Annotated in this window: 27 protein-coding genes, 2 tRNA genes and 1 pseudogene; 14 read left to right on the forward strand and 16 right to left on the reverse strand. The window is 65.0% G+C overall.

What is annotated here, in order from left to right; all coding sequences use genetic code 11:
- Positions 1-683, reverse strand: a 683-nt coding sequence (locus EPD66_RS03660) for an NTP transferase domain-containing protein (protein WP_185961237.1), incomplete at its 3' end; no start/stop codon positions are given.
- Positions 684-780: 97 nt separating this feature from the next.
- On the opposite strand from EPD66_RS03660, the gene gph reads away from it, so the two are divergent.
- The 7 genes from gph to EPD66_RS03695 all read left to right on the forward strand — a co-directional run bounded on the left by gph (position 781) and on the right by EPD66_RS03695 (position 4,732).
- Positions 781-1,482: a phosphoglycolate phosphatase gene (gph, locus tag EPD66_RS03665; RefSeq protein WP_142847134.1), complete on the forward strand. Its 702-nt coding sequence runs from the start codon at positions 781-783 to the stop codon at positions 1,480-1,482.
- Positions 1,483-1,528: 46 nt separating this feature from the next.
- Positions 1,529-1,603: transfer RNA gene (locus EPD66_RS03670), tRNA-Val, on the forward strand.
- 255 nt (positions 1,604-1,858) lie between these two features.
- Positions 1,859-2,332, forward strand: coding sequence for a helix-turn-helix domain-containing protein (locus EPD66_RS03675; protein ID WP_370511856.1), 474 nt, complete (start codon positions 1,859-1,861; stop codon positions 2,330-2,332).
- A 3-nt stretch (positions 2,333-2,335) separates the two neighbouring features.
- Entirely contained in the window at positions 2,336-3,052 is a 717-nt protein-coding gene (locus EPD66_RS03680) for a LuxR family transcriptional regulator (RefSeq protein WP_142847135.1), read from the forward strand.
- A 77-nt stretch (positions 3,053-3,129) separates the two neighbouring features.
- Positions 3,130-3,762: an acyl-homoserine-lactone synthase gene (locus EPD66_RS03685; protein WP_142847136.1), complete on the forward strand. Its 633-nt coding sequence runs from the start codon at positions 3,130-3,132 to the stop codon at positions 3,760-3,762.
- A 120-nt stretch (positions 3,763-3,882) separates the two neighbouring features.
- Positions 3,883-4,080, forward strand: coding sequence for a hypothetical protein (locus tag EPD66_RS24325; protein WP_142847137.1), 198 nt, complete (start codon positions 3,883-3,885; stop codon positions 4,078-4,080).
- A gap of 166 nt (positions 4,081-4,246) precedes the next feature.
- Complete coding sequence (locus tag EPD66_RS03695) at positions 4,247-4,732, forward strand: hypothetical protein (protein ID WP_142847138.1); 486 nt, start codon at positions 4,247-4,249, stop codon at positions 4,730-4,732.
- A gap of 98 nt (positions 4,733-4,830) precedes the next feature.
- Here the strand turns inward: EPD66_RS03695 and dsrK are convergent, their stop codons facing one another.
- From dsrK to tusD, 6 genes are read right to left on the reverse strand one after another with little or no spacing between them, the layout of a single operon-like run.
- A complete protein-coding gene (dsrK, locus tag EPD66_RS03700) occupies positions 4,831-6,231 on the reverse strand; it encodes a sulfate reduction electron transfer complex DsrMKJOP subunit DsrK (RefSeq protein ID WP_142847139.1) in 1,401 nt (466 codons plus the stop codon).
- Complete coding sequence (locus EPD66_RS03705) at positions 6,224-6,775, reverse strand: hypothetical protein (protein ID WP_142847140.1); 552 nt, start codon at positions 6,773-6,775, stop codon at positions 6,224-6,226. Before EPD66_RS03705 ends, dsrK begins: the two co-directional genes overlap by 8 nt.
- Before the next feature lie 15 nt (positions 6,776-6,790).
- On the reverse strand, positions 6,791-7,123 hold the full coding sequence (locus EPD66_RS03710; RefSeq protein WP_221930868.1) for a TusE/DsrC/DsvC family sulfur relay protein: 333 nt from the start codon (positions 7,121-7,123) through the stop codon (positions 6,791-6,793).
- Between the two features lie 2 nt (positions 7,124-7,125).
- A complete protein-coding gene (gene tusB, locus EPD66_RS03715) occupies positions 7,126-7,443 on the reverse strand; it encodes a sulfurtransferase complex subunit TusB (RefSeq protein ID WP_142847142.1) in 318 nt (105 codons plus the stop codon).
- A gap of 11 nt (positions 7,444-7,454) precedes the next feature.
- On the reverse strand, positions 7,455-7,811 hold the full coding sequence (gene tusC / locus EPD66_RS03720; protein WP_185961239.1) for a sulfurtransferase complex subunit TusC: 357 nt from the start codon (positions 7,809-7,811) through the stop codon (positions 7,455-7,457).
- Positions 7,812-7,824: 13 nt separating this feature from the next.
- Positions 7,825-8,184, reverse strand: coding sequence for a sulfurtransferase complex subunit TusD (gene tusD / locus EPD66_RS03725; protein ID WP_142847144.1), 360 nt, complete (start codon positions 8,182-8,184; stop codon positions 7,825-7,827).
- Between the two features lie 182 nt (positions 8,185-8,366).
- On the opposite strand from tusD, the gene EPD66_RS03730 reads away from it, so the two are divergent.
- From EPD66_RS03730 to selD, 7 genes are all read left to right on the forward strand, one after another.
- Positions 8,367-9,158, forward strand: coding sequence for a molybdate ABC transporter substrate-binding protein (locus EPD66_RS03730; RefSeq protein ID WP_255448357.1), 792 nt, complete (start codon positions 8,367-8,369; stop codon positions 9,156-9,158).
- A 35-nt stretch (positions 9,159-9,193) separates the two neighbouring features.
- Positions 9,194-10,246 carry an iron ABC transporter substrate-binding protein gene (locus tag EPD66_RS03735; protein ID WP_255448358.1) on the forward strand — a complete coding sequence of 351 codons (1,053 nt, stop codon included), beginning with the start codon at positions 9,194-9,196 and terminating at the stop codon, positions 10,244-10,246.
- Entirely contained in the window at positions 10,243-11,286 is a 1,044-nt protein-coding gene (locus EPD66_RS03740; protein WP_142847145.1) for an iron ABC transporter permease, read from the forward strand. The genes EPD66_RS03735 and EPD66_RS03740 overlap by 4 nt, the downstream gene beginning before the upstream one ends.
- Positions 11,283-12,056 (forward strand): ABC transporter ATP-binding protein, encoded by a 774-nt coding sequence (locus EPD66_RS03745; RefSeq protein ID WP_142847146.1) that lies wholly within the window; start codon positions 11,283-11,285, stop codon positions 12,054-12,056. The genes EPD66_RS03740 and EPD66_RS03745 overlap by 4 nt, the downstream gene beginning before the upstream one ends.
- Before the next feature lie 2 nt (positions 12,057-12,058).
- The gene (locus EPD66_RS03750) at positions 12,059-13,759 is read left to right on the forward strand and encodes a tetratricopeptide repeat protein (RefSeq protein WP_142847147.1); all 1,701 of its coding nucleotides are present in this window, start codon (positions 12,059-12,061) and stop codon (positions 13,757-13,759) included.
- Between the two features lie 207 nt (positions 13,760-13,966).
- Entirely contained in the window at positions 13,967-15,283 is a 1,317-nt protein-coding gene (locus EPD66_RS03755) for an FAD-dependent oxidoreductase (protein ID WP_142847148.1), read from the forward strand.
- 18 nt (positions 15,284-15,301) lie between these two features.
- Positions 15,302-16,351, forward strand: coding sequence for a selenide, water dikinase SelD (gene selD, locus EPD66_RS03760; protein ID WP_142847149.1), 1,050 nt, complete (start codon positions 15,302-15,304; stop codon positions 16,349-16,351).
- A gap of 194 nt (positions 16,352-16,545) precedes the next feature.
- On the opposite strand, the gene EPD66_RS03765 is transcribed toward selD, so the two are convergent.
- The 9 genes and pseudogenes from EPD66_RS03765 to fdxH form a co-directional block, all read right to left on the reverse strand.
- On the reverse strand, positions 16,546-16,941 hold the full coding sequence (locus tag EPD66_RS03765) for a glycine cleavage system protein H (RefSeq protein WP_142847150.1): 396 nt from the start codon (positions 16,939-16,941) through the stop codon (positions 16,546-16,548).
- On the reverse strand, positions 16,941-17,318 hold the full coding sequence (locus EPD66_RS03770; protein WP_142847151.1) for a DsrE/DsrF/DrsH-like family protein: 378 nt from the start codon (positions 17,316-17,318) through the stop codon (positions 16,941-16,943). The genes EPD66_RS03765 and EPD66_RS03770 overlap by 1 nt, the downstream gene beginning before the upstream one ends.
- Positions 17,308-18,051 carry a lipoate--protein ligase family protein gene (locus EPD66_RS03775; RefSeq protein ID WP_142847152.1) on the reverse strand — a complete coding sequence of 248 codons (744 nt, stop codon included), beginning with the start codon at positions 18,049-18,051 and terminating at the stop codon, positions 17,308-17,310. Before EPD66_RS03775 ends, EPD66_RS03770 begins: the two co-directional genes overlap by 11 nt.
- A 17-nt stretch (positions 18,052-18,068) precedes the next feature.
- Positions 18,069-18,164, reverse strand: a tRNA-Sec gene (locus tag EPD66_RS23965).
- Between the two features lie 51 nt (positions 18,165-18,215).
- Positions 18,216-20,057, reverse strand: a pseudogene (selB, locus tag EPD66_RS24785) (selenocysteine-specific translation elongation factor); the annotation flags it as partial.
- Positions 20,054-21,421 carry an L-seryl-tRNA(Sec) selenium transferase gene (gene selA, locus EPD66_RS03785; RefSeq protein ID WP_142847154.1) on the reverse strand — a complete coding sequence of 456 codons (1,368 nt, stop codon included), beginning with the start codon at positions 21,419-21,421 and terminating at the stop codon, positions 20,054-20,056. The gene selA and the pseudogene selB, both read right to left, overlap by 4 nt.
- On the reverse strand, positions 21,418-22,338 hold the full coding sequence (gene fdhE, locus EPD66_RS03790; protein ID WP_142847155.1) for a formate dehydrogenase accessory protein FdhE: 921 nt from the start codon (positions 22,336-22,338) through the stop codon (positions 21,418-21,420). The genes selA and fdhE overlap by 4 nt, the downstream gene beginning before the upstream one ends.
- Positions 22,335-22,985 (reverse strand): formate dehydrogenase subunit gamma, encoded by a 651-nt coding sequence (locus EPD66_RS03795; protein WP_142847156.1) that lies wholly within the window; start codon positions 22,983-22,985, stop codon positions 22,335-22,337. Before EPD66_RS03795 ends, fdhE begins: the two co-directional genes overlap by 4 nt.
- Positions 22,985-23,878 carry a formate dehydrogenase subunit beta gene (fdxH, locus tag EPD66_RS03800; RefSeq protein WP_304650028.1) on the reverse strand — a complete coding sequence of 298 codons (894 nt, stop codon included), beginning with the start codon at positions 23,876-23,878 and terminating at the stop codon, positions 22,985-22,987. Before fdxH ends, EPD66_RS03795 begins: the two co-directional genes overlap by 1 nt.
- Positions 23,879-23,888 lie beyond the last annotated feature (10 nt).

The raw sequence follows: 23,888 nt of genomic DNA on the forward strand, positions 1-23,888 counted from the left end.
TTGATGCCCAGAAGCTCGGTCTCTGCCCCTTCCGCATAGGTGCAGGGCCAGCCTTGCTGGCGGGCCAGGGCGACGAGATCGGTCAGGTAATATTCGCTATTGGCATTGTCGTTGCGCAGCTGCTCGACCAGCCCCCAGAGGCGGGCACCATCGATGCACATGACACCGGAATTGCAGAGTTGGATCTGGCGCTGCTCCTCGGTGGCGTCCTTCCACTCGATGATGGCTTCCAGCCCGTCGGGGCCGATCATCAGCCGCCCGTAATGCCCGCCCGCGGCCGGACGGAAGCCCAGCACCACCACCGCCGGATTGGTCACGCCGTGGCGCGCCGCCAGCAGGGCATCCAGGGTGCGGCGGCCGATCAGCGGCGTGTCGCCATAAAGGACCAGAACGTCGCCGTCGAAATCCTTCAGCGCCTCGCGGGCCTGGGCAACGGCATGGCCGGTGCCGAGGCGTTCCTGCTGCACCACCGTCACATGCGGGGCGACGGCGGCGGCAAGGTCGTCCATGCCCGGCCCGATCACCACCACCACGCGTTCGGGCGAGAGATCGGCAACAGTATCGAGCAGATGGCTGATCATGGGACGGCCGGCCAGCGGATGCATGACCTTGGGCCGGTCGGACTTCATGCGCGTGCCCATTCCGGCGGCAAGCACGATGACAGCGGTCTTGGAAGAGGACATGCGGACAGACGCACCACTGTTGCAAAGGCGGCGGCAAGGTGCCACAAAACCTCGAGAGCGGCCAATTCAAACTTTGTTGCGGAAGGTTACATCCATAATGGATCAGTCCCTCCCCGTTCGCGCGGCTTCCCTTCGCCCTGCGATCATCTTCGACCTGGACGGCACCCTGATCGACAGCGCCCCCGACCTGCGTCACGCCCTCAACCGCCTGCTGGACGAGGAAGGGCGGCGCGCCCTGTCCATGCCCGAAGTTGTCTCGATGGTGGGCGACGGCGCCCCCACGCTGGTCGAACGCGCCTTTGCCGCCACCGGCCCCCTGCCCGCCGACCTGCAGGCGATGGTCCGCCGCTTCCTCGATATCTATGAAGGCAGCGTCGCCGTCGACACTCGCGTCTATGCCGGCGTGCTGGACACCCTGAACGCCCTGCGCGACCAGGGGCTCGCCATGGGCATCTGCACCAACAAGCCCTATGCCCCCACCATGGAGGTCCTGGCCGTCCTGGACCTGGCGCAATATTTCGACGTAGTGCTGGGCGGCGACAGCCTGGAGGTGCGCAAGCCGAACCCGCGCCATGTGCAGGTGACGCTGGAACGGCTGGGCGGCGATCCCGCCCGCTCCATCATGGTCGGCGACAGCCCGAACGACGTCGCTGCCGGACGCGGCGCCGGGCTGAAAGTGGTCGCCGTCAGCTTCGGCTACAGCCGCGTTCCCCCTGCGGAACTGGGCGCCGATGTGCTGATCGATCATTTCGAACAGCTTCCCCAGGCCATCGCGGAATGCATGAAAACAGACGCTTGACAGGCCTGGGGGCGGGCCGTATAAGGACGGCCTTCCCGACGGGAACGGGCGCGTAGCTCAGCGGGAGAGCACTGCCTTCACACGGCAGGGGTCACAGGTTCAATCCCTGTCGCGCCCACCATCCAAAAACCCAGCCAGTCGAACGACCGGGCTGGGTTTTTTGTTGCCCGCAAGGCAGTTCCCCCCGGCTCGATTAAACACGGCGCCCAATCGACTTAACGACGCACCGGAAGAGACTTTCCGAAACACGATGCTCGTATGCATGCCCATCCTTCCCACACAACCGGGGGAAGCTTCCCGCTTACATAGGCCTCTCTAGACCATAAGTTGGCCCTTGAGATAGCGAGCACGCTAAAGTAGTATTCCGGATGTTTTATTGGCATCCGAGGGCAACGAAATGAAGCGGCCGAGACGCGATCCTCGTACGCCTTCCGACAAACTCAATTCCATCAATGTCCATGTTGGTCATCGCATACGTCTGCGGCGCGTGTTGCTCGGCATGAGTCAGGAAAAACTGGCCAAAGCCATTGGGCTGACTTTACAGCAGGTGCAGAAATATGAGCGGGGTGCGACCCGTCTCAGTGCCTCCCGCCTATTCGACCTGTCGCACGCTCTGGCAGTGCCGATTTCCTTCTTCTTCGACGATATCCCCGAGGAGATCTCCCTGCAACGCTCCAGCCAGCCCTTGGAGGAAGTAAAAGAGCCGGAAGCCCCGCTTGCCGATTTCATGCTCAACCGCGAAGCGCAGGAATTGGTACGCGCCTATTACCGCATCACCGATCCCCAGGTCCGCCGCCGCATCTACGACCTGACCCGAAGCCTCGCTTTAGTGTCCGATGAATCGAACTGAGAAATGCGGATTTCCGAGTTCATTGAGGCAACGAACGCTGCCAGGACCCCGGAAGAGGTTTTCAAGCTGTTTCTACAAGCCCTGGCAACACTTGGCTATGACCGAGTCATGTATAGCGCGCTTGCCCTCCCTCTCCAGGGCCGCCGGTCAGACCCTGCGATCGCACGCAACTATCCGGATGACTGGATCGATCATTACGTGGCGAAAGGCTATGTCCAGACCGATCCCGTCCGCCGCACCTGCATCGTCGCAAGGCGCCCTTTTGCTTGGCTGGAACTTGAACAATCCCAGCATTTCCCGCCGGCACATCTGAGAATTTTTCCCGAGGCGAAGTCCGCTGCGCTACATGACGGCGTCGCAGTGCCCTTGCACGGCCCATGTGGCGAAGTGATGGGAATTGGCCTTGCCAGCAGCCTCGGCAATACCGCCCCCATGCGGCATCTCAACAAATTAAACGTACTCGCCACGCAGTTCCACACCACCTATCAAGCGCTTGTTTCGCCGCCGCTCAAACCTATGGCTATCAGTCTCACAAACCGGGAGCGAGAAGTCCTCGAATGGTGTGCCGCCGGAAAGAGCAATTCCATAATCGGCGATATTCTGGGAGTCTCGGAGAAAACCATCGAGTTTCACCTGGCAAACATCTTCACCAAACTTCAGGTATCTACCCGGGTCGCGGCCGTCGTCAAAGCACTACACTTTGGCCTCATTACTCCCTAGCTAGGGAGTTCCCTAGTACAGCTATACTCATCCAGCATGGTTTCCTGACTGCAGTTCAGTTCAGAGGAACATGACCGATGATCGACTGCTTCAACATGGAAACTGCGTATCTGTACGGGGATGCCCTTGCGGCCCAGTTCCGGCTCCGGCATCGCGTGTTCATCGAACGCGAAAGCTATGATGTCTCCACATGGCGAGGCATGGAATACGACCAGTTCGACACACCTGCAGCACAGTATCTTGTGTGGCGGGACGAACAGGGGAACGCACTGGGAGTCGCGCGCTTGGCGCCAACAAATCGCTCCTACATGCTCCGCGAACTATGGCCGGAAATGGTGACCGCGATTCCATTGCCTTGCTCGGACAAGGTCTGGGAGGGGACGAGATTCGGCGTGGAGAAGAGCCTGCCGACGGAGATTCGTAAGTCCATCGTACAGGCGCTTGTGCTGGGATATCTCGAATTCGGCGTCTCCGCCGGTATCGAGCAAATCATCGGCGTCATGCCGAAACTTATCTGGCGTTCAGTTTTTCAATCCCATGGGGTGCCCGTCCAGTTCCTCGGTGAGCCGAAAGCCCTTGGAGGCGATAAATGCGTGGCTGGAATATTCCCTGTCTCGCAAGAGATACTTGATCGGGCCCGTGCCAAATGCGGACGGCAGACTCCCGTGATTAGAACACTTGACGACAATCCCTTCAGGACTGCTGCGTGATGACCGAGATGGATGGTATCCTTGAAGGCCTTTTGTTTCTTGCGCGCACCGCGCAGCAATCCGGTCGGGACGATCATGCCAGGATCTTGCGTGTAGCAGTGGAAGAAATGGCGGAACGAGATGATGAGCACGGAAATGACCATTGTCCCATTCCCCCACCAAATCCTCTCTGATCCACGCGAGAAATACGCAAAGGCACTCTTTCATTGCCTTTCCATGATCGCTGCCGAGGCCGAGGAAGAGGGGTTCGTTCTCACCGCCGAAGCCTTGCAGCTCGCCATTGTCATTCTCGGCAAGGAGGCAGAAGGCAATCCTTGAGAAAAAAACGGCTGGGAAAGGTTTCGAGGAAAGAGGGGAATCCCGAGCCCGCTGTGCAGGGAAATCATCCCGTCCTTCTTCCAATATCTCAGCTTTGACCGCATACAGACGCGGATGGCAGCTTCAGAGCCGTCCGCGTTTATGCATGAGGACAAAAGAGGACAGGATGCGTTCGTTACTTTCCTTGCTGATCGCGACAATGGCCTTGGCCGCGTGTCAGGGGCATGCGCCTTCGGAGGGCGATGTGCGCGCGGCTTCGCGCCAGGCGGAAAGCCGGTGGGAGATGGCGGTGGATGGCGGGGATGTCGTCGCACGGCTGATCGGGGCTGACGGCTTGCCGGTCATGAGCATTGCCTGCTTGGCCGGGACCGGAGAGTTGAGCGTCCATGTCCCCGGCTTCACCCGCATCCCCAGCGAGGACCGCCTGAGCATTGGTTTCGGCGACGATTCCATCGCGCTGGCCGTGGACCTGAGATCCCCTGTTCCAGGAGTCACCGGCAGCCAGACCCTTTCGCGCGATATCCTTGCACAGATACGTTCCGCCAGCATGATCGGCGCCCTTTACGGGACCCAATTCACCGGGCTGCATCCGGCGCCCGACGCGGCGGATGTCGAAAGATGGGCCGGTTCCTGTGCCGGTACGATCGAGTAGGAAGACCGAAAGGCATTCCTTCCCGGAGGAGTGGCGGAAGGGAGTGGGAGTCCGTCCGCCTCACCAGAGGCGCTTCCCTTCCATCCCTGGCCGGCGGCTCATAGGACCAGAGCCCGCCCCACCAGTTGCATGATGCCCACGACCATGCCGCGGTCGAAGCCGTGATGCGGCAGGACCTCGGAGAACTGGCTTTTGCAGATGGCGCAGATCGCCGCCATATGCGTCGCGCCGCTGCCCTCGACCGCCTGACGCAGCGCCGCCGCACGAGGGGCTGCGCCTTTTATCCTGATTTCCATCATCTCGTCGGTCAGCAAGCCGCCGCCGCCGCCGCAACAGAAGGTGCGGTCGCCGGTGGTGCCCGCCGGCATCTCGACCGTCCGGGGCACCGCCGCCGCCAGGACCGCCCGGGGAATATCCAATTGTCCGCCGGGATGCACGCCCATGCCGCTGCCCCGGGCGACGTTGCAGGAATCGTGCAGCGTCACCGCCATGCCCGCATTCCGGCTGGGGTCGAGGCGGATGATGCCATTGCCGATCAGTTCATGGGTAAGGTCGAGGATATGCCGGGGCCTCGGCACATCCCCGCCCAGCAAGGCGGGGAAGTTATAGGCGACACGCCAGGCATGCCCGCATTCGCCGAACACCAGACGCGACGTTCCCAATTCCTCCGCCGCCTCCTGGATGCGCCTTGCGATCCGGCGCATATGTTCGTCCGAGCCGAGGAACAACGCGAAATTGGCCGCCTCCGAGGCATGGCTGGACAAGGTCCAGGAAATCCCGGCGGCGTGCAGCACCTTGGCATAGCCGATCAGGCCGGAGACATGGGGCTCGGAATAGAAATCCGCCGAGGGCGTGACCAGCAGGATATCGGCCCCCGCCTCGTCCAGCGGAAAGCGGATATCCATCCCCGTTTCCTCCCGGACATCCTCTTCCAGGGAATCCAGGGTATGGCGCAAGGCCCTGGGGTTGAGGCCGAGATTGTTCCCGGTGCGATGCACCTTGGCGATGACCTCGGCGACGGATTTCTGCCCCAGGCCGATCTCCGCCAGGATCGAACGGGCGGCCATCGTGATCTCGGCCGTATCGATCCCGAAGGGGCAGAAGGTGGCGCAGCGCCGGCATTCCGAACATTGATGGAAATAGCTGTACCAGCGCTCCAGCATCGCCTCGTCAAGGTCGAGCGCCCCGACGAGCTTCGGGAACAGCCGCCCGGCCAGGGTGAAATGACGGCGATGGACCGCGCGCAGCAGATCCTGGCGGGCGACCGGCCTGTTGCCGGGATCCCCCGTGCCCAGAAAGGCATGACAGGCATCGTTGCAGGCGCCGCATTTGACGCAGGCATTAAGGAAGAAACGCAGATCGGGCTGTTTCCTGACCCGCCGCCCCAAGGCCGCCACGGCCCGCTGCTGCCAATCCTCCGGCAACTCCCCCGGAAAGCCCAAGGCTTCCAGGCTTTCCGGCCGGGCCCGGTGAGGACGGGCTGTCTTCTCCTCAGTCATGCAGCACCCGCCGCGACGGAGACAGCACGATGCCCGGCGCGTGCAGCAGCTTCGAGAAGGGCAGCACCAGGAACAGGACGATTCCCAGCCCCTGATGCACCAGCAGGGACATCTCCCCGGGCACCAGCCAAAGGAAAGCCGCGCCGGACAACGCATTGGCAAGCAGCAGCAGAAGCAGCAGGAAATCGGAAGGGGCGGAGATACGGCGCATGGCGGGCAGCACCAGCCGCCGCCCCAGCAGCCAAGCCAGGCCGCCGATCATGGCCGCAGCACCGGGTGCGCGCAGCAGATGCGGCGCAATATTGAGATGCGCCAGCAGCAGGGCCGCCAGACCGCCATGAAAGGCCATGCTTGCCAGCCACAGGGAAGGCGCGTCGCGCCAGAGGCGGCGGAACAGCAAGGCCTCCACCAAGCCGAGGCGGCCACCGCGTATCGGCAGGCCCGGTTGCACGCCGCGCCCCTGCGGGCGGCGCAGGAAGACCGTCATCCGCAGCAATATGCCGCCCAACAGGAAGGCGAAGGCTGCCGTGACGAGGACATCCATTGCCGCGCCCTCCCGTCAGACGCAGCCGGTCGGCCGGGGCAGACCCGCGATCTTGCAAGCCTGCTTGGCCGGGCCGCCGGGAAAGAGACGCCGCAGATGCGCCTCGTTGCCCTTCTCCGGCCCCAGGCGACGGGCCACTGCCTTGGTGAGGACGCGGATGGCCGGTGCGATCTCGAAGTCGGCGTAATACTGGCGCAGGAAATACAGGACCTCCCAATGCTCCGGCGTCAGGATGATATCCTCGGCGGCGGCGATCACCGCCGCCAGATCCTCGTCCCACGACTCGAAATGTTCCAGATAGCCGTTCTCGTCATGGGGCCAGCTCTTGTCCCCGTAGGCGTAGCGCATGCTCATATCCACGGCAGGATTGTCGGATATCCGACGGCCAGATCGACGAAGCTGCCGTCATCGACGACGGCCACCGCTTCCACCAATTCGGCGGCGGCAATGCCGCGTGCCAGCAGGTCCGGCTCCAGGACGTGAAGACGCAGCCCCTCCACTTCCGCCGCCGTCCGCACCAGCCGCGCCGCCGGGGCGGTGCCGCGACGCGCCGCCAGAACGGCATCCTCCATCAACAGCACGGCATCGCCCGGGCGCACCCGGTCCAGGCAGGCCTCGAGGGCAGGCGCGGCAAAGGGGGAAGCACGAACCATGTGCAGAACGGGCATCGGCAACCTCCTCAAGCCGTCAGGATCACGTCGGCCCGCCCCAGCAGGTCCGACATCTCCGCCCTTGTCAGCACCTGTGTCGCCACGGCCAGATCCTCCGCCGAGAGATTGCGTTCGGCCAGGGACTCGCTTTCCACATAGAGACGCGCCAGACCATCCTCGGCCAAGGCGGCCAGCGGGCCCGTCACCGCCACCGCCCCCACCGCCGCCGGGCACTGGCCGGACTTGAGCTGGAAGACGCCATCATCGAGAAAGGCCACGGCCACGCTCTGGTCCATGGCGCCCGCCAGCATCGCCGCCTCGGCCAGTTCCCGGCCATGGGCGGTGCCATGGGCGGCCCGGCGGACGACGAAAACGAAGTTCTTCACCGGCACTCCCCCTTCAACCGCCGAAGACCAAGGTACGGTCGCATCTGATGCTGGCCTCGACCATCTGGCCGAGCCCGCCGATGCGGAAACCCGGTGCCAGGGCCTCGGCGCAGATACCCCGGCGCTGGGCAGCAGTCACGCAAAGCACCAGATCGACCCCGTGCTCCCGGGCCAGGGCGGACCATTCGCCTGCGGCGTTGTGCTCGCGCCCCGGCGGCTCGATATGCCGCGAGGCATTGCCCACGCCGTCATGGAAAAAGAACACCCGCCAGACCCGATGGCCGCGCGCAATCGCCGCCCGCGCGAAACGGCAGGCCGTAGCCGAAGACTGGCGCGTGAACGGGCCTTCCGTGACGACAAGTGCGAACTCCATGACCTTCCCTTGCACGGCTGTTCATTGGACTGCGAAACACAGGTGAAAAATACACGACTTTGCAAAAAACGCTCAAAAAAACATATATGAGCAGACGGAACATCTCTATGCTTGGGCAAAAACCGCACCGCATGGAGGAAGGCGTGTTCGATCAGGTGAAGAAGATTGGCGGGAGGATGGTCGTGGCTGGAGCCCTCGTCGGCTGCCTGGCAGTACTGCCCATGACTGCCTCGGCGGAAAATGGCACAGCGCGGCTCTTCGCGGCAGGCAGCCTGCAGGCCGCCTTGAGCGAAGTGATCCAGGACTACGAGGCGCAGCACGGGGTCAAGGTGGACGCGACCTTCGGGCCGTCCGGCCTTTTGAAAGGACGGCTGGAGCAAGGCGAGGCCGCCGAAGTCTTCGCCTCCGCCAATATGGACCATCCTAGCGCCCTGCATGAGTCCGGCTTGGCCGGTCCCGTTCAGCCTTTCGCCCGCAACCAGCTCTGCGCCCTGGCCCAGCCTGGATTGGACCTGACCTCCGACACCCTGCTCGAGCGGATGCTCGACGCGGCGGTACGTGTCGCCACCTCCACCCCCAAGGCCGATCCTGCCGGCGATTACGCCTGGGAATTGTTCGGCAAGGCCGAGGCGCTGAAAGCGGGCAGCACCGAAAGCCTGCGGGCCAAGGCGCTGCAACTGACCGGCGGCCCCGATTCGACGAAACCGCCGGAAGGACGCAACGTCTATGGCTGGCACATGGACCAGGACCGGGCCGATATCTTCCTGACCTACTGCACCAATGCCCGGCTTGCCGCCCAAGAGGTCGAGGGCTTGCAGATCGTCGCCGTGCCGGAAGACCTTTCCGTCGGCGCCGTCTACGGCCTGACCGTGATGAACAGCGGCGACCGCGCCCAGGGCGAGGCGCTGGCTCAGTACATCCTGTCGCCCGACGGCCAGTCCGTGCTGGAACGCTTCGGCTTCTCGAAGCCGTGAGGCGCCGCGTCCGGGAACAGGGATAAGGAGGTCACGTGGGCGGAACCGGGGCTGCGATCTTCAGGACAGGCGTTCTTCTCCTGCTGTGCCTGACGTTTGTCCCGCCCGCCCTGGCGCGGGAGGTCGAGGACGATGCCGGACGGCTCGTCCCGGTTCCCGCCGAAATCGGCCGGGCCTACGGCGCCGGAGCGCCTGCGGCGATCCTGCTCTATACGCTGGCCCCGGACATGATGCTCGGCTGGCCCCGGCCCAATAGCAGCGCCGAAGCGGCCTTCATGCCGCCCCGCTATGCCGCCCTGCCCGAACTGGGGCGGCTGACGGGACGGGGCGACACGGCCAATCTGGAAGAAATCCTCGCGGTCCGCCCGGATTTGCTGTTCGACTACGGGACCATCAACCCGACCTATATCTCGCTGGCCGACCAGATACAGGCGCAGACACGGCTGCCCTATCTGCTCTTCGACGGCAGTTTCGACAGGATTCCCGAGGCCTATCGCAAATTGGGGCAGGTACTGGGCGTCGAGGAAAGGGCCGAACGACTGGCCGCCTATGCCGAGGCGACATTGGAAGAGGCGCGAGAAACGGTGGCGGCCATTCCCCCGGCGAAACGTCCCCGCGTCTATTACGCCCGTGGGCCGGAGGGACTGGAAACCGGCCTGGCCGGTTCGATCAATACCGAGATGCTCGACATTCTCGGCGCCGAGAATGTCGCCAAGGCGGCCGGAATCGGCGGATTGAGCAATGTCTCGATCGAACAGGTCTGGCAATGGGACCCGGATGTGATCCTGACGCTGGAGCCGCACTTCCATGCCAACGTCTGGGAAGACCCGCGCTGGCGGAACCTGCGGGCGGTGCGCGAGGGGCGGGTCTATCTGGCCCCGTCCCTGCCCTTCGGCTGGTTCGACCGCCCGCCCTCGGTCAATCGGCTGATCGGGCTGCGCTGGCTGCTTGCGGTCCTCTATCCCGACAACGTCCAGATCCCCCTCAGGGAGGAGACCCGGCACTTCTACAGGCTGTTCTATCACCAGGAACCGAGTGAAGAGCAGCTCGACCAGCTTCTTTCCGCCGCCCGGCCCACCCGCCCATGAGCGTCGCCGCCGCCATACGCCTCGGCTCATCCGGCTGGCTCGCCGGCCTGCTGGTGCCCGCCGTCCTGCTGCTGGGGGTCGCTCTTGCCGCCCTGACCATCGGCCGGATTCCCGTCGGCTTCAGCGACCTGATCCACGTCACATTGGCGGCGCTTACCGGCGCATCGGGGGCGGTCGATCCGCTGGTGGAGACGGTCCTGCTGCAAGTGCGCCTGCCGCGCGTGCTGGCCGCGCTACTCGTCGGTGCCGCCCTGGCCTCGGCCGGAGCCGCCTATCAGAGCATGTTCCGCAATCCCCTGGTCTCTCCGGACATCCTGGGCGTGTCCTCGGGCGCCGGGCTGGGCGCGGTCATCGGCATCCTTCTGTCCTTGCCGGCGGTGGGAATCCAGGCTGCCGCCTTCATCGGCGGATTGGTGGCCGTGGCCGTCGTCTACGTGATCGCCATGGCCGTGCGCCGTGCCCATGATCCGGTCCTGATCCTGGTGCTGGCGGGCGTCATCGTCGGCAGCCTGCTGGGCGCGGGAATCTCGCTCGGCAAATATCTGGCCGATCCTTACGACAAGCTGCCCGCGATCACCTTCTGGCTGCTCGGCAGCCTCGCCTCGGCCCGGCTGAGCGACCTGCCGGTCCTGTTGCCGCCGGTGCTGCTGGGGCTCGTCCCCATGGTGCTGCTGCGCTGGCGGATCAACGTGATGGCGCTCGACGACGAGGAAGCCCGGGCGCTGGGCCTGCGGACCGGCCTGCTGCGCGCCCTCCTGATCGTCGCCGCGACCTTGATGACCGCCGCCGCCGTCTCGACGGCGGGCATCGTCGGCTGGATCGGCTTGGTCGTGCCGCATCTCGCGCGCATGGTGGCCGGGCCGAATTTCGCGCGGCTGCTGCCGGCGGCGGCCATGCTGGGGGCGGGATACCTGATCGCCGTCGATACCCTGGCCCGCACCCTGGCACCGGTGGAAATTCCGCTCGGCGTGCTGAACGCCTTCATCGGCGCCCCCTTCTTCATCATGCTGCTGCTGAGGACAAGGCGGATATGGGCATGATCCTCGAAGCCAGGGCAGTGGATTACGGCTATCCCGGCAAGGCCGTCGGGCGGGACGCCAGCCTGACCCTTTCGGCGGGGGATGTGCTCGTCCTGCTCGGCCCCAATGGCGGCGGCAAGAGCACCCTGTTCCGTACCCTGCTGGGCCTGCTGCCGGCGCAAGGCGGCAGGGTCCTGCTCGAGGGGCAGGACATCGCCGCCATGGACCGGAAGATGGTGGCCCGGATCGCGGGCTACGTCCCCCAATCCTCCCCCGGCTATTTTCCCTTCACCGTCTTCGACACGGTGCTGATGGGACGCACGGCACGGCTGGGGCTGTTCTCCTCGCCCTCGCGTCACGATCAGGCGGTGGCCGGGCGGATTCTCTCGGAACTGGGCATCGCCGATCTGGCGGACGAGCCCTATACCCGGATCAGCGGCGGTCAGCGCCAGATGGTTCTGATCGCCCGTGCCCTGGCGCAGGAACCCAGGCTGCTGGTTCTCGACGAACCGACGGCAAGCCTGGATTACGGCAACCAATTGCGCGTCTTGCAGCGCATCCGCAGCCTGGCATCCGGTGGCATGGCGATCCTGCTCTCCACCCATGATCCCAATCAGGCGGTCCTGCTGGACGGTTCCGTGGCCCTGGTCCATGACGGCCGCCTCACCGGCCCCGGACCGGCTGCCGACATCGTCACACCGGCTTCGCTGTGGAACGTCTACGGCGTCGAGGTCGATTTCATCACCGCCCCCAATCTTTCCGCCCCCGCCATCCGTCCAAGACTGGCATAGCCATGATGATCCAGGACTACCAAGGCTTCGAGAGCCTGCCTCCCCCTGCGATGGGCACCGCGCCGCAAAGCGATATCGACTTTGCCTATCTGCTGTCCGCGGAGATCGGCGATTCCTACAAGGAGGCCAAGGATTACTGCCGGCAATTGCCCGGCCATTCCCTGGTGCAGATCCGTTCGCTCTGCAGCCTCACCTGCGATTTGATGGCCGACACCCTCGGCATTGCCTTCCAGACGGCGGATCTGGGCGGCAAGATCGCCGAGCTGCGCCGCAGCGGGCTGGTGCCCGTGCGGATCGTCGACAAGCTGCATCTTCTCCGGCGCAACGGCAACAAGGGTGCCCATCCCGAGGAGTTCAAGACCGGCCCGCACGCCTTTTCCGAGATCGCGGAACACTCCCTGGAGGATGCCCGCGCGGTCCTGGAATGGCTGTACCGGCGGCGCAATCCCGGCGCCTCGATCCCTGCCTATCACGTCTCGGATAGCGGCCTCGCCGACGTCAAGCATCTCTGCTACGAGGCGCTTCTGTCCGCCGACCCGGACGCCCTCTACAAGGCGGGCAAGCTGGTGGCGGAAAAGGCGCGCCAACGCCGCGAGGACGGGCGCGAGGACGGGCGCGAGGACGGGCGCGAGGCCCGGAAGCATGTCGACCAGTCGCTGCTCTGCTTCCGGCTGGCGGCCGAGGCCGGTCACGCACCGTCCATGTACGAATATGGCCTGGCCCTGGCCCAAGGGCTTGAAGGAGAGAAAAGGCGGGCCGAAGGCGAAGGCTGGATCGAACGGGCAAGCCGGAATGGCGACATCAATGCCAATGCCTTTGTCGGGCGCTGCATGATGGAAGGCACGGGGATCTTCAAGCAGGACCATGCCCAGGCACGAAAATGCCTGGAGATCGCCGCCCAGGCCGACCACCCCGAAGCCCTGGCCAATCTAGGCGTCATGTGCCACCGGGGATGGGGCGGCCCGGTCGATCCCCGCGCCGCTTTCGCCCATACCAAGCGCGCCGCCGATGCCGGTTTCCCCAATGCCCAGTTCAACCTCGCCATCCTGTATCAGCGGGGCGAGGGAACCGAGCGGAACGAGGACGCGGCCCTGGATTACCTGACCCGGGCGGCGGAGCAAGGGCATCCCGAAGCCATGCTGGATCTGGCGAACGAGATCGCCTTCTGGCATGTCCCCGGAAAAAGCCTCGAGAATGCCGAAGCCCTTTTCCTTCAGGCCCTCCGCCACTGCAACCGCGCCCGGCTGGGACTGGCCCTGCTCTACAAGGCCAAAGGCTCGACCGAGGAGGTGATCAACGCGGCCTATCTTCTCCAGCAATGCTTCGAGACGGCCTTGCAGGACGAGGATGGCGACCTGGCCGAAGCCTGCCGCCAGGACGGGCCGGAGATCGCCGCCGGCCTGCGCCAGCTCCTGCGGTCCCGGAAGCTCGAAAAGAAGCAATGGCAATCCGCGCTGTTCGCCGCCTTCCTGTTCGACGAGAACGGCCAGCCTTATCCCAGCCGCGCCCAGCGGGAAAAGGAATTCGCCGCCCGCCAGTCCCGCCACGATCGCGCCCGGAACGGGAAGAAGGGAATTCCGGCTTCAAGTTACCTGTCCCTGGCATCATCCCATCTGCCAGCGAAGAATGGCCTGAAGATCGGACGGAACGACCCTTGCCACTGTGGTTCGGGGAAAAAATACAAATTCTGCCACGGCGCCTGAGAACAAATGTCTGCGCTGCATTGCAGCAGAATAAATTGTATTTACCTAATAAAACCATCCCGATCGGAACGACTTGACACCTCTCCTCTTCTGCTGATAATCCCACATCAGAGCAAGGCCCTTTGTGTCTGGTCCAGACCGCTTTTCATCGGGTCGCCTTCTCCCTCCCCGCGCATCTGAAACGTCCACTCCCGCCGGAGGGTATCCATGATTCTGTCCAGACGTCACTTCCTTGCCGGCGGCGCCGGCTTGGCTGCCGCAGGCTTGTTGCCGTCCCCGCTGCTCGCCCGTTCTCCCTCGCCGCTGCTGCCTCCGCCGAAAGGCAAGCGCGTGGTCATCTGCGGCGGCGGCTGGGGCGGTGTCACCGCCGCCAAATACATGCGCTTGGCCGCCCCCGACTCGGAAGTCGTGCTGCTTGAACGGAATGCCAATTTCTTTTCCTGCCCGATGAGCAACAAGTGGCTGGTCAACATCGTCGATGCCAAATACTTGATGCATGACTATCTCGCCCCGGCCCGGAAATACGGCTACACCTTCATCCAGACCGAAGTCGCCGCCATCGAGCGCGACCGCAAGACCGTCATCACCGCCCAAGGCCCGATCCAGTACGATTACCTGATCCTGGCCGCGGGCATCGGTTATGATTACGGCGCCTGGTTCGGCGACGACCGCGCGGCGGCGCATTACACCCGCACCCATTTCCCCGCCGCCTATATCGCCAGCGCCGAGCATCTAACGATCAAGAACAAGGTGCAGTCCTTCGAAGGCGGGGACTTCGTCATGACCCTGCCGCCCCCGCCGCATCGCTGTCCGCCCTCGCCCTACGAGCGGGCCTGCCTGATCGCCTGGCACATCAAGACGAACAACATCAAGGGCAAGGTCTTCATTCTCGACCCGAAACCGGCACCCGCCCCCATCGGCGAAGGCTATCGCCGGGCCTTCGAGGAATTGTACAAGGACCAGATCGTCTATGTGCCCAATGCCAGGACCACGGGCGTCGATCCCTACACCAAGACGGTGACGACGGCAGCCGGGCAATTCCGCTTCGACGACGCCATCCTGATGGCGCCGCATCGGGCGGGCGAAATGGTCGACATGGCCGGCCTCATCGGCAGGAACAAGGACGGCGAAAGCACCGGCTGGGCCGACCACGATCCGCTTTACCTGCATGCGAAGGACGATCCGAACGTCTTCATCATCGGCGATTCGGTGGGGCGGGTGTCGGATTTCTTCGGCTTCTATCCGAAGAGCGGCCATGTCGCCAACCGGCATGCCCGGATGGCGACCGCCCATATCGCCCGCCGGATGGCCGACAAGCCTTTGGAGAAGCTGCTGCCCGACAATCTCTGCTTCATGATGGTCAACGGGTCGCCCCGCGAAGCCATTTCGGTGCAATTCGCCTACAGCCTGGATGTCTTCGACACTATCGAACAGCAGACCCACGAGATCCACGACCGCGACGCCACTCTGGTCGAGGCGGATTTCGAATGGGCCAGCGCCATGTATGAAGACATGTTCGCATAAGAACGAAAGGCAGCAGAAATGTCGGAAAAAGTCAGACTGACCGGTTTCTCCCATGGCGGAGGCTGCGGCTGCAAGATCGCCCCGGCGGTGCTGGAACGCATCCTGGCCGAGGTACCGAAGAATGCCCTGCCCTATCCCGGCCTGCTGGTCGGACTGGAAAACGGGGACGATGCCGCCGTCTATGATGTCGGCGGCGGCATGGCGGTGGTCGCCACCACCGATTTCTTCATGCCGATCGTCGATGACGGCTTCGATTTCGGCCGCATCGCCGCGACCAATGCGATCTCGGATGTCTATGCCATGGGGGGCAAGCCGATCCTGGCCCTGGCCATCCTGGCCATGCCGGTGGACAAGCTGCCGCCTGCCGTGATCGGCGACATCGTGCGCGGGGGATTGAGTGTCTGCCAAGCGGCCGGCATCCCGTTGGCCGGGGGTCATTCCATCGATTCGGTGGAACCCATCTATGGCCTGGTGGCCCTGGGACTGGTCGAAACCGCCCGCATCAAGCGCAATGACGGGGGCCGCGCCGGGGACGCCCTGGTGCTGGGCAAGCCCCTGGGCGTGGGCATCCTGTCGGCGGCCCTGAAGAAGGGAATGCTGTCCCCGCAGGGCTATGACACCATGATCGAGATCACCACCCGGCTCAACACGCCGGGTCCCGATCTGGCGGCCCTCGAAGGGGTCCACGCCATCACCGACGTCACCGGCTTCGCCCTACTGGGGCATGCCCTGGAAATCTGCCGGGGCAGCGGCCTGACCGCCCATCTGCGCGTTTCGGAGGTGCCGGTGATCCCCGAGGCCCAGTCCCTGGCGCGCGACGGCATCGTCACCGGCGCGTCGGGCCGCAACTGGGCCAGCTACGGCGCTTCGGTGAAAGGTCATGACGGCATCGCCGATTGGCAAAGGAACCTGCTGACCGATCCGCAGACCAGCGGCGGCCTGCTCGTTTCCTGCGCCCAGGATGCCGTTCCGGCGGTGCTGGAGACATTCCGCCGTCACGGCTTTGCCGAAGCGGCGGTGATCGGCCATCTGGCCGAGGGAGAACCGCAAGTGCAACTGCTGCCATAGCAGGGCCCTGCCCTGCACCCGCCAAGGGCTTCGGCCCTTGGCTGTTCCATGCTTCGAGACGGCCCTTCGGGCCTCCTCAACATGAGGCTTATCTTATTGATAAAAATAAAGAAATGTCCTCATCCTGAGGAGCCGCCTCGGCGGCGTCTCGAAGGATAGGGCGGAGCCCAAAAACATGTCTCCGTTCCAGCGCCTCAGCGTCCCTCGCAAGAGGCGCGGCCCGAAGCCAGCAGCTCCCGCACGGCATCGGGTTCGTCGGCCCGGACCAGCACCATCCAGCCGGCACCGAAAGGATCTTCGTTGATCAGGAACGGGCGGTCGATGGGGGCCTCGTTGGCATCGATCACCTCGCCTGCGAAGGGTAGCCGCACCGCCCCCACCCATTTGCCGCTTTCCACGGTGGCGATGGAACGCCCGGCCGCGACACGTCCGCCGATCCGCTTGGGCATGAAGGCTACCAGCTCGCCCACCGTCTTCGCCCCCTGCCCCGTGATCCCCACCCGGAAACAGCCCGGTTCCTCTTCCCGGAACCACATATGGCGGGTGGCATCATAGAAGCGGTCGTCGGGAAAATCGAAGGTCCCCATCATCAGAACGTCAGCACCCGGCAATCGTCGTCCATCATCTCGGCAACATATTCGGTGACCGCCGCCAAGCCGTCACATTCCGGAATCAGGTCTTCCTCGCTCAATCCGTGCAGATCGGCGGTGGCGGCGCAAAGCAGGAAACGGGCGCCCGCCTTCTTCGCCATCTTGATGAAGTCATAGGCCGTCTTGCCGGAATTGGGCTTCAGCACCATCGCCTCGGCCACGCCCTTCTTCATCAGGATTCCCGGAGCGCCGGTCAGCACCACATCGACCTCGCAATCCATCGAGGCGGCGACGGCGGCCTGGAAGAGCGGCGCCCCCACCTCGACCGGACGCTCCGGATCGGTATTGGCGAGCATCACCACCAGCTTAGTCGGCATCCGCATCTCCATGCCACAGGAAGTCATCGCTGCCCAGCGGGCCGTCCAGCACCCGCAGGGCGGCTTCCTCCTCGGCCAGGGAGGGTTCCCCCGCACAGGGCAGGAAACCCAGGCCGGCGATACCGGCGGTGACGGCTTCCTTGACCGCATCGAAGGACGGAACCTCGCCCAGCAGGTCACGCAGGCTGGTCACACGGTCGGCGATGCCTGCGGCCTGATGCCGGGCCAGCTTGTCCGCGGCCGGGGTCAGGATCTGGGCCATGCGCCCGATATCGGCATCCAGCAGCATCGTGCCATGCAGAAGCTGCACCTCTCCTTCCAGGCAACCCGCTGTGCCGCAGATCTTGCGGCCTGCAGACTCGATGTCATTGCCCGGACGGAAACAGGCCTCGACCCCCAGCCGCGCCAGGCCGCCCGCGACGGCGGTGCAGATACGCGCCGTCGCATCGGGAAAGGGGGCGCAGACCAGTTCCCAACAGATCTGCCGTTCGTCGAGATAGACCGCCCCGCCCCCGGTCAGGCGCCGGGCGATCTCGACACCATCGGTGCGGCGCAAATCGACCTCGTCCACCAGGGATTGGTGACGCCCGATCAGCACGGACGGCGGAAAGCGGAAGAAGCGCAGGGTATCGGGCGTGGTTCCCGCCCGTCGTCCCGCCATCAGGGCGGCGCCGAAGGCCATATTGGCGCGTGCGCTGCGCAGACCGGTGTCGATGACCCGCAGCGGCTTCATCGCAGCCCGTCTGAAATTGGCGGAAGGGAGTGGGAGTCGAACCCACCAACAGCCGGCGACCGACCGTTTCCGGAGTTGAAGTCCGTCCGCCCCACCAGGGACGCTTCCCTTCCAACAGGTGTTCCGAACAGCGTCAGGCGGTCTTCGCGCACCTTGCGCAAATCGCCTTTCCGGATGGTCAATCCGACGCGGTCGAAATACTCCAACAGTTGAATAGCAACCTTTCTTCCATTACTCAAGCGATTGCGGAAAGCCGCAGCGGTAAACCAGCCGTCGCTGGATTCTTGTGCGCAATCCACGAGAATCGCGGCCATTTCGGCCATGGTGGGGCGCAGGAAATAATGGTCCTGCGCGACCAGCACCACCCGGCCCATGCGGGCCAGCCGCTTCATCAGCCCCCGCATCTCGGCTTCGCTTACATCGAGCGCTCCCGCCAGGTCCCGCACACGGGGCGGACGGAAACGCTGGGCCGCCAGCAAGGGCTCGGCCTCTTCCCACAGCAACTCGTCGCCCGGCGACAATCGCACCTCGTGGCCGGGAAGGCGATACCAGGGGCCGTCCATCTCCACCGCCCGGTCGGACAGCGCCGCCTCGATGACGCAAGTAAACAGCGCTTGCGGCATCTTGGGGTCCACGGCGGATTTCAGCCGGGGGCCTTGCAGGCCCGGCTGGTCGGGATTGGCCTCGTGATGCGCCGCCAGGGCCGCCAGCACCTTCTCGCGCAAGGCCCGCCATGTCTCGGGCGAGAAGGCAAAGCCGCCGGAAGAGACCATGCCGGGCGTCTCGATCCCGGGGCTGTTCCATTGCAGGCGGAACCGGTCCATTTCCACCCAGCCCGGCGGCTGGTTCAGCAAACGGGGCAGGATGACCGCCGGATCGCAGCAGGATTGCGTTTCCAGCACCGCCAAACGGCCCGGCAGGCGGCGGCCGCGATTGGGCGGGAACAGGTCGATGACCCGCCCGCCACCGATCGTCCGCCGCGCCGATTGGTCGCGCAGGATGAAGCGGTCTCCGGCCAGGGCCCCAATGGGACGCTCCAGGACCAACTGCACCAGGCCCTCCTCCCCAGGGGCAAGGCTGTCGCCGGAAAGCAGTGCGATTCGTCCGGGCATGTGGACGGCGCCGAGATGAAGATGCACCGGCGTCCAATGGGCCAGCGGGCGCTTTTCCGCCTTCAGCAGACGGAAGGTGGCGTCGATGCGGTCCACGGGGAAATGCAGGGCCGGATCGACCACCCATTCGCCGCGCGCGATGTCATCCTTGCCCAAGCGCGGGGAAACCAGGTTGAGCGCCAGGCGCTGCCCCGCCGATCCCCTGTCCGTCTGGCGGTTCTGGGCATGCAGCGAACGCACGCGCACCTCGCGGCCCGACGGCGTCAGCAACAGCCGGTCGCCGACCGAGACATGGCCACTGAAGGCCGTGCCGGTCACCACCACGCCCGCACCGGCCAGGGTGAAGGCTCGGTCCACCGCCAGCCGGAACCCGCCTTCGGCCTTGCGGCGCGTGATGGCGGCCTTTTCGGACAGGCAGGAAGAGATGACCTCCACGCCCCGGCCGTCCAGGACCGAGGTCAGAATGATCGGCGCGTCGGCCAGGCCGGTGCCGGACAGCAGGGCGCGGATGTCGGCCGTCACCGCCGCCAGGCGCTCCTCCTCCACCAAATCGGCCTTGGTCAGGGCCACCATCCCTTGCGACAGGCCCAGCAGGTCGAGGATATGCAGATGCTCCACCGTCTGGGGCATCACTCCGTCATCGGCGGCAACCACCAGCAAGGCGAAATCGAGGCCCGAAACCCCGGCCAGCATGTTGTGAACGAATTTCTCGTGGCCCGGCACATCGACGAAGCCCAGCACATTGCCATCCGGCAAGGGCAGATAGGCGAAGCCGAGGTCGATGGTGATGCCGCGGGCCTTCTCCTCGGCAAGGCGGTCGGCATCGACGCCGGTGAGAGATCGCACCAGCGCCGTCTTGCCATGATCGATATGCCCGGCCGTACAAATGATCATGCCAGCCGGCCCAATTGGGCAAGAAAGCCCGCCTCGTCGTCGAGGCAGCGCAGGTCCAGCCACAACGCATCATTGGCGATCCGGCCGATGACCGGTTCGGGCAGGGAGCGCAGCGCGGCGGCCAAGTCTTCGAGACGCCGTCCTCGCCCCGTTCCTCCCTCGGGCAGGCGCAGCACGATGGCCCAGCTTGGCAGCAGGTCCACGGGCAAGGCGCCGCTGCCGATCTGGCTGCGGCATTCCTCCAGGCTGACGGCGGCGCGCGTTCCCAAAGCCGCCTGCACCGCCCCCAGCAGGCGCTGCCCCTGGGCGGCGATCTCGTCAGCCGGGCGGGTCAGCAGGCGCAGGGTGGGCAGCCGCTCGGCCAGCCGGTCCGGATCGGCATAGAGCCGCAGCACCGCTTCCAGCGCCGCCAGCCTGACCTTGTCCATGCGCAAGGCGCGTTTCAGCGGGTTGCACTTGACCTGCGCGACCAGATCCTTGCGCCCGACGATGATCCCGGCCTGCGGGCCGCCCAGCAGCTTGTCGCCGCTGAAACTGACCAGATCGGCGCCCGCCGCCACGGCCTCGCGCGGCGTCGGTTCATGGGGCAGGCCCCAGCGCTCCATGTCGACCAGGGACCCCGCGCCCAGATCGATCAGGAATGGTAGGCCGTGGCGATGGGCGAGCGCGGCGAGATCCGCCTCGGCAGGCTGGGCGGTGAAGCCGACGATGGTATAATTGCTGGTATGCACCTTCATCAGCGCCGCCACCTCGGGGCCGATGGCCGCCTCGAAGTCGCGAAGATGGGTGCGGTTGGTGGTGCCGACTTCATGCAGACGGCATTGCGCGCGCGTCATCACCTCGGGGATGCGGAAGGCGCCGCCGATCTCGACCAATTCCCCGCGCGAGACCACGACCTCCCGCCCGACCGCCAGAGTGTTGAGCATCAGCAGGACGGCGGCGGCATTGTTGTTGACCACGGTCGCGGCTTCCGCCCCGGTCAAGCGGCACAGCCATTCCTCGACCAGATCGTCGCGGTCGCCTCGGCTTCCCCGCTCGACATCGAATTCCAGGGCGATGGCGCCCGTCATGGCGGCGGTCGCGGCAACCACCGCCTCCTCGGGCAGCGGCGCCCGTCCCAGATTGGTGTGCAGCACCGTTCCCGTCAGGTTGAACACCCGACGGACCTTGGAGCGATGGCGGTTCTCCAGCACTTCGGCGGCGGCTTCCACCGTCGCCGACAGGTCCGCGCCCTGCCTCTGGCGCCGGAAGGCATCCAGGGCCTCGCGCACCGCCGCCACGGTTTCCGTGCGGCCATAGGCGGCGATGAGCCGGGCGACCCGATCGTCCCCCAGCACCGCATGGACGGCAGGAAGCTGCTTCACCCCGGCTCCGCCATCAGGAAGGGATTGGCAAGGGCACGATGCCAGCCATCCTCGGCCAGCCGCAGGTCCAGGCCCAGCGTCGCCAGATCGTCGGCGAAGGGCTCGGCGCCGGTGGATTTCTCCTCATCGAACAGCTTGAGATAGGTCCGGCATTCGCCACAGGTTTCGCCCCGGGCATGACCGACCATCCCTTCGAGGGACAGATAGCCGATATCCTTGTCCGACCCGCAGGAGGAACAGGTGGCGCGGGGATAATGCCAGTGGCAGCCGCACAGGCCGCAGCCGAGATAGCGCACGCCTTCCAGCGGTTCGGCGGCCATGACGATGCCCGCCACCGGCGGCGAGCCGCAGACCGGGCACAAGCCGGGCGGGTCGAGGGTTTGCGGCAGGCTAGGATCCAGCGCTTCCGCCGCCTTCGCCCAAACCACCTGCAGGGCCGAGGCGACGAACAGATCGGCGGCCAGATCGCTTCCCGTCTTCTGGAACAGCAGGAAACCGGCGGCGCGGGAGTCCAGGAGCGCAGGCTCCTCGGAAGACAGCCGTTCCACCACCTGCCGGGCTTCGGGCGGCAAGGAGAGGGCCGCCATCTCCCGCAGGATGTCGGCGAGTACCTTCCGCCATTGCCCGTCCAGCCCCGAAACCTGGCGCGGCAGCAGCGGCATGCCGCCCGCCCGGGCCTGGGACAGGGCCCGGGCGTCGGCCAGGACCGGTGTTTCCCCCGAAACCGCCGCCCGGTGCTGGGCGGCGGCAAGGTGGGACAAAAAGGTCAGATACTCCGCCATGGGATGACCGTCCGCCCAGGCGGCAAGGCGCTTCGCACGGCGGTCGAACAAGGAGGATGCATCAGGAAGGGTGACCGCCGGGGGAGGCGGCGTCGAGCTTCCCCCGGCGAAAGTCGTTTCAGATCCAGCGATCATTTCCGGCCGGATACCTCCTCACGCAGATATTTGCGGTGATGCTTCCACAACCAGCCGCCCGTCACCGGTCCGCGCGTCATGGCGCGGATCGAGCCCGAGTTCCAGATGGCGGCATAGACATGGACGATCATGGTGATGATCATCGCCGCCGCCATGACGGCATGGACCAGCCCGGCGAAGCGCTGCAGGTCGATGGGCACCATGTCGCCGAAATAGTGGTGCCACAGTGCCAGGCCGGACAGCAGCAGGCTGATGACCGACCAGAACATGACGTAGAAGACGATCTTCTGCGCCGCGTTGAAACGCCCTGCCTCGGGGATCTTGTCTTCGTTGTGATTGATGACGTCCCCGATATGCTTCATCCAGCGCGTGTCTTCCTTGGTCCAGATATTCTGGCGGAAGAAACGCACGCCCATGAAGGTGAAGGCGACCGCCAGCACCACACCGATCCAGGGATGCAGCGCCCGGGCCATCTGGCCGCCGCCGAACAGGGCGGTCAGCCAGAAGAAGGACGGATGGAAGAAGGCAAGGCCCGACAGCATCAGCAGAAGCGAGCAGATCACCACTATCCAGTGATTGATGCGCTCGGCCGCGTTGTACCGGACATAAGTGTCGCGGACGACCGCCAGCTTCTCGATCTTGGTCATTACGCGTCCCTCCGCGGAAGGTTGCGGGCGTTTTCCTCGTCTTCCTCGGTCACCTCATTCGGCCCGCGGCTGACGAAGTGGAAGATACCGGCCAGCACGGCCATGCCCATGCCGACCATGGAAAGCGGCTTCAGCGCCCCCTTCCACAGCGACACCAGCGGACTGATCTTCGGGTCCTTGGGCAGGTCGGCATAGAGCTCGGGACGGTCGGCATGCTGAAGCACGTACATGACATGCGTGCCGCCGACGCCTTCCGGGTCGTACAGCCCCGCATTCTGGTAGCCGCGCGACTTCAGGTCCTCGATCCGGCCCTTGGCATGTTCGATCATGCTTTCCTTCGAGCCGAAGACGATGGCGCCGGTCGGGCAGGACTTGGCGCAGGCCGGGCTTTGGCCGACCGCCACCCGGTCCGAGCACAGGCTGCACTTATAGGCCCGGTTATCGACCTTGGAGATGCGCGGCACGTCGAAGGGACAGCCCTTCACGCAATAGCCGCAGCCGATGCACTTGTCCGCCACGAAATCAACGATGCCATTGGCGTATTGCACGATGGCGCCCGGCGACGGGCAGGCCTTGAGGCAGCCCGGATCCGTGCAGTGCATACAGCCGTCCTTGCGGATCAGCCATTCCAGGCGGTCGTTTTCCTCATGCTCGGAGAAGCGCATGACGGTCCAGGCCGCCGGACCAAGGTCGTTGGGGTTGTCGTAAACGCCGGTATTGACGCTTACCTCGGGCCGCAGGTCGTTCCAGGCCATGCAGGCGGACTGACAGGCCTTGCAGCCGATGCATTTGGACACATCGAGCAGCTTGGCGACCTCCAGATCCTTGCGGATGCTGGGCGGCGTCTCCGTGCTGGCGGAACGGTTGCGGATGGTCAGGGATTGTGTGGTCACCATGTTCCGT

The sequence above is a fragment of the Telmatospirillum sp. J64-1 genome, from assembly GCF_006980715.1.
GTDB classification, from domain to species: Bacteria; Pseudomonadota; Alphaproteobacteria; order Rhodospirillales; family Magnetospirillaceae; genus Oleiliquidispirillum; species Oleiliquidispirillum nitrogeniifigens.

Coding starts and splice junctions, on each gene's coding strand:
- gph (WP_142847134.1), top strand. CDS start 781: ATGGATCAGTCCCTCCCCGTTCGCGCGGCTTCCCTTCGCCCTGCGATC.
- EPD66_RS03680 (WP_142847135.1), top strand. CDS start 2,336: ATGCGGATTTCCGAGTTCATTGAGGCAACGAACGCTGCCAGGACCCCG.
- EPD66_RS03685 (WP_142847136.1), top strand. CDS start 3,130: ATGATCGACTGCTTCAACATGGAAACTGCGTATCTGTACGGGGATGCC.
- EPD66_RS24325 (WP_142847137.1), top strand. CDS start 3,883: ATGATGAGCACGGAAATGACCATTGTCCCATTCCCCCACCAAATCCTC.
- EPD66_RS03695 (WP_142847138.1), top strand. CDS start 4,247: ATGCGTTCGTTACTTTCCTTGCTGATCGCGACAATGGCCTTGGCCGCG.
- dsrK (WP_142847139.1), bottom strand. CDS start 6,231: ATGACTGAGGAGAAGACAGCCCGTCCTCACCGGGCCCGGCCGGAAAGC.
- EPD66_RS03705 (WP_142847140.1), bottom strand. CDS start 6,775: ATGGATGTCCTCGTCACGGCAGCCTTCGCCTTCCTGTTGGGCGGCATA.
- EPD66_RS03710 (WP_221930868.1), bottom strand. CDS start 7,123: ATGCGCTACGCCTACGGGGACAAGAGCTGGCCCCATGACGAGAACGGC.
- tusB (WP_142847142.1), bottom strand. CDS start 7,443: ATGCCCGTTCTGCACATGGTTCGTGCTTCCCCCTTTGCCGCGCCTGCC.
- tusD (WP_142847144.1), bottom strand. CDS start 8,184: ATGGAGTTCGCACTTGTCGTCACGGAAGGCCCGTTCACGCGCCAGTCT.
- EPD66_RS03740 (WP_142847145.1), top strand. CDS start 10,243: ATGAGCGTCGCCGCCGCCATACGCCTCGGCTCATCCGGCTGGCTCGCC.
- EPD66_RS03745 (WP_142847146.1), top strand. CDS start 11,283: ATGATCCTCGAAGCCAGGGCAGTGGATTACGGCTATCCCGGCAAGGCC.
- EPD66_RS03750 (WP_142847147.1), top strand. CDS start 12,059: ATGATGATCCAGGACTACCAAGGCTTCGAGAGCCTGCCTCCCCCTGCG.
- EPD66_RS03755 (WP_142847148.1), top strand. CDS start 13,967: ATGATTCTGTCCAGACGTCACTTCCTTGCCGGCGGCGCCGGCTTGGCT.
- selD (WP_142847149.1), top strand. CDS start 15,302: ATGTCGGAAAAAGTCAGACTGACCGGTTTCTCCCATGGCGGAGGCTGC.
- EPD66_RS03765 (WP_142847150.1), bottom strand. CDS start 16,941: ATGATGGGGACCTTCGATTTTCCCGACGACCGCTTCTATGATGCCACC.
- EPD66_RS03770 (WP_142847151.1), bottom strand. CDS start 17,318: ATGCCGACTAAGCTGGTGGTGATGCTCGCCAATACCGATCCGGAGCGT.
- EPD66_RS03775 (WP_142847152.1), bottom strand. CDS start 18,051: ATGAAGCCGCTGCGGGTCATCGACACCGGTCTGCGCAGCGCACGCGCC.
- fdhE (WP_142847155.1), bottom strand. CDS start 22,338: ATGATCGCTGGATCTGAAACGACTTTCGCCGGGGGAAGCTCGACGCCG.
- EPD66_RS03795 (WP_142847156.1), bottom strand. CDS start 22,985: ATGACCAAGATCGAGAAGCTGGCGGTCGTCCGCGACACTTATGTCCGG.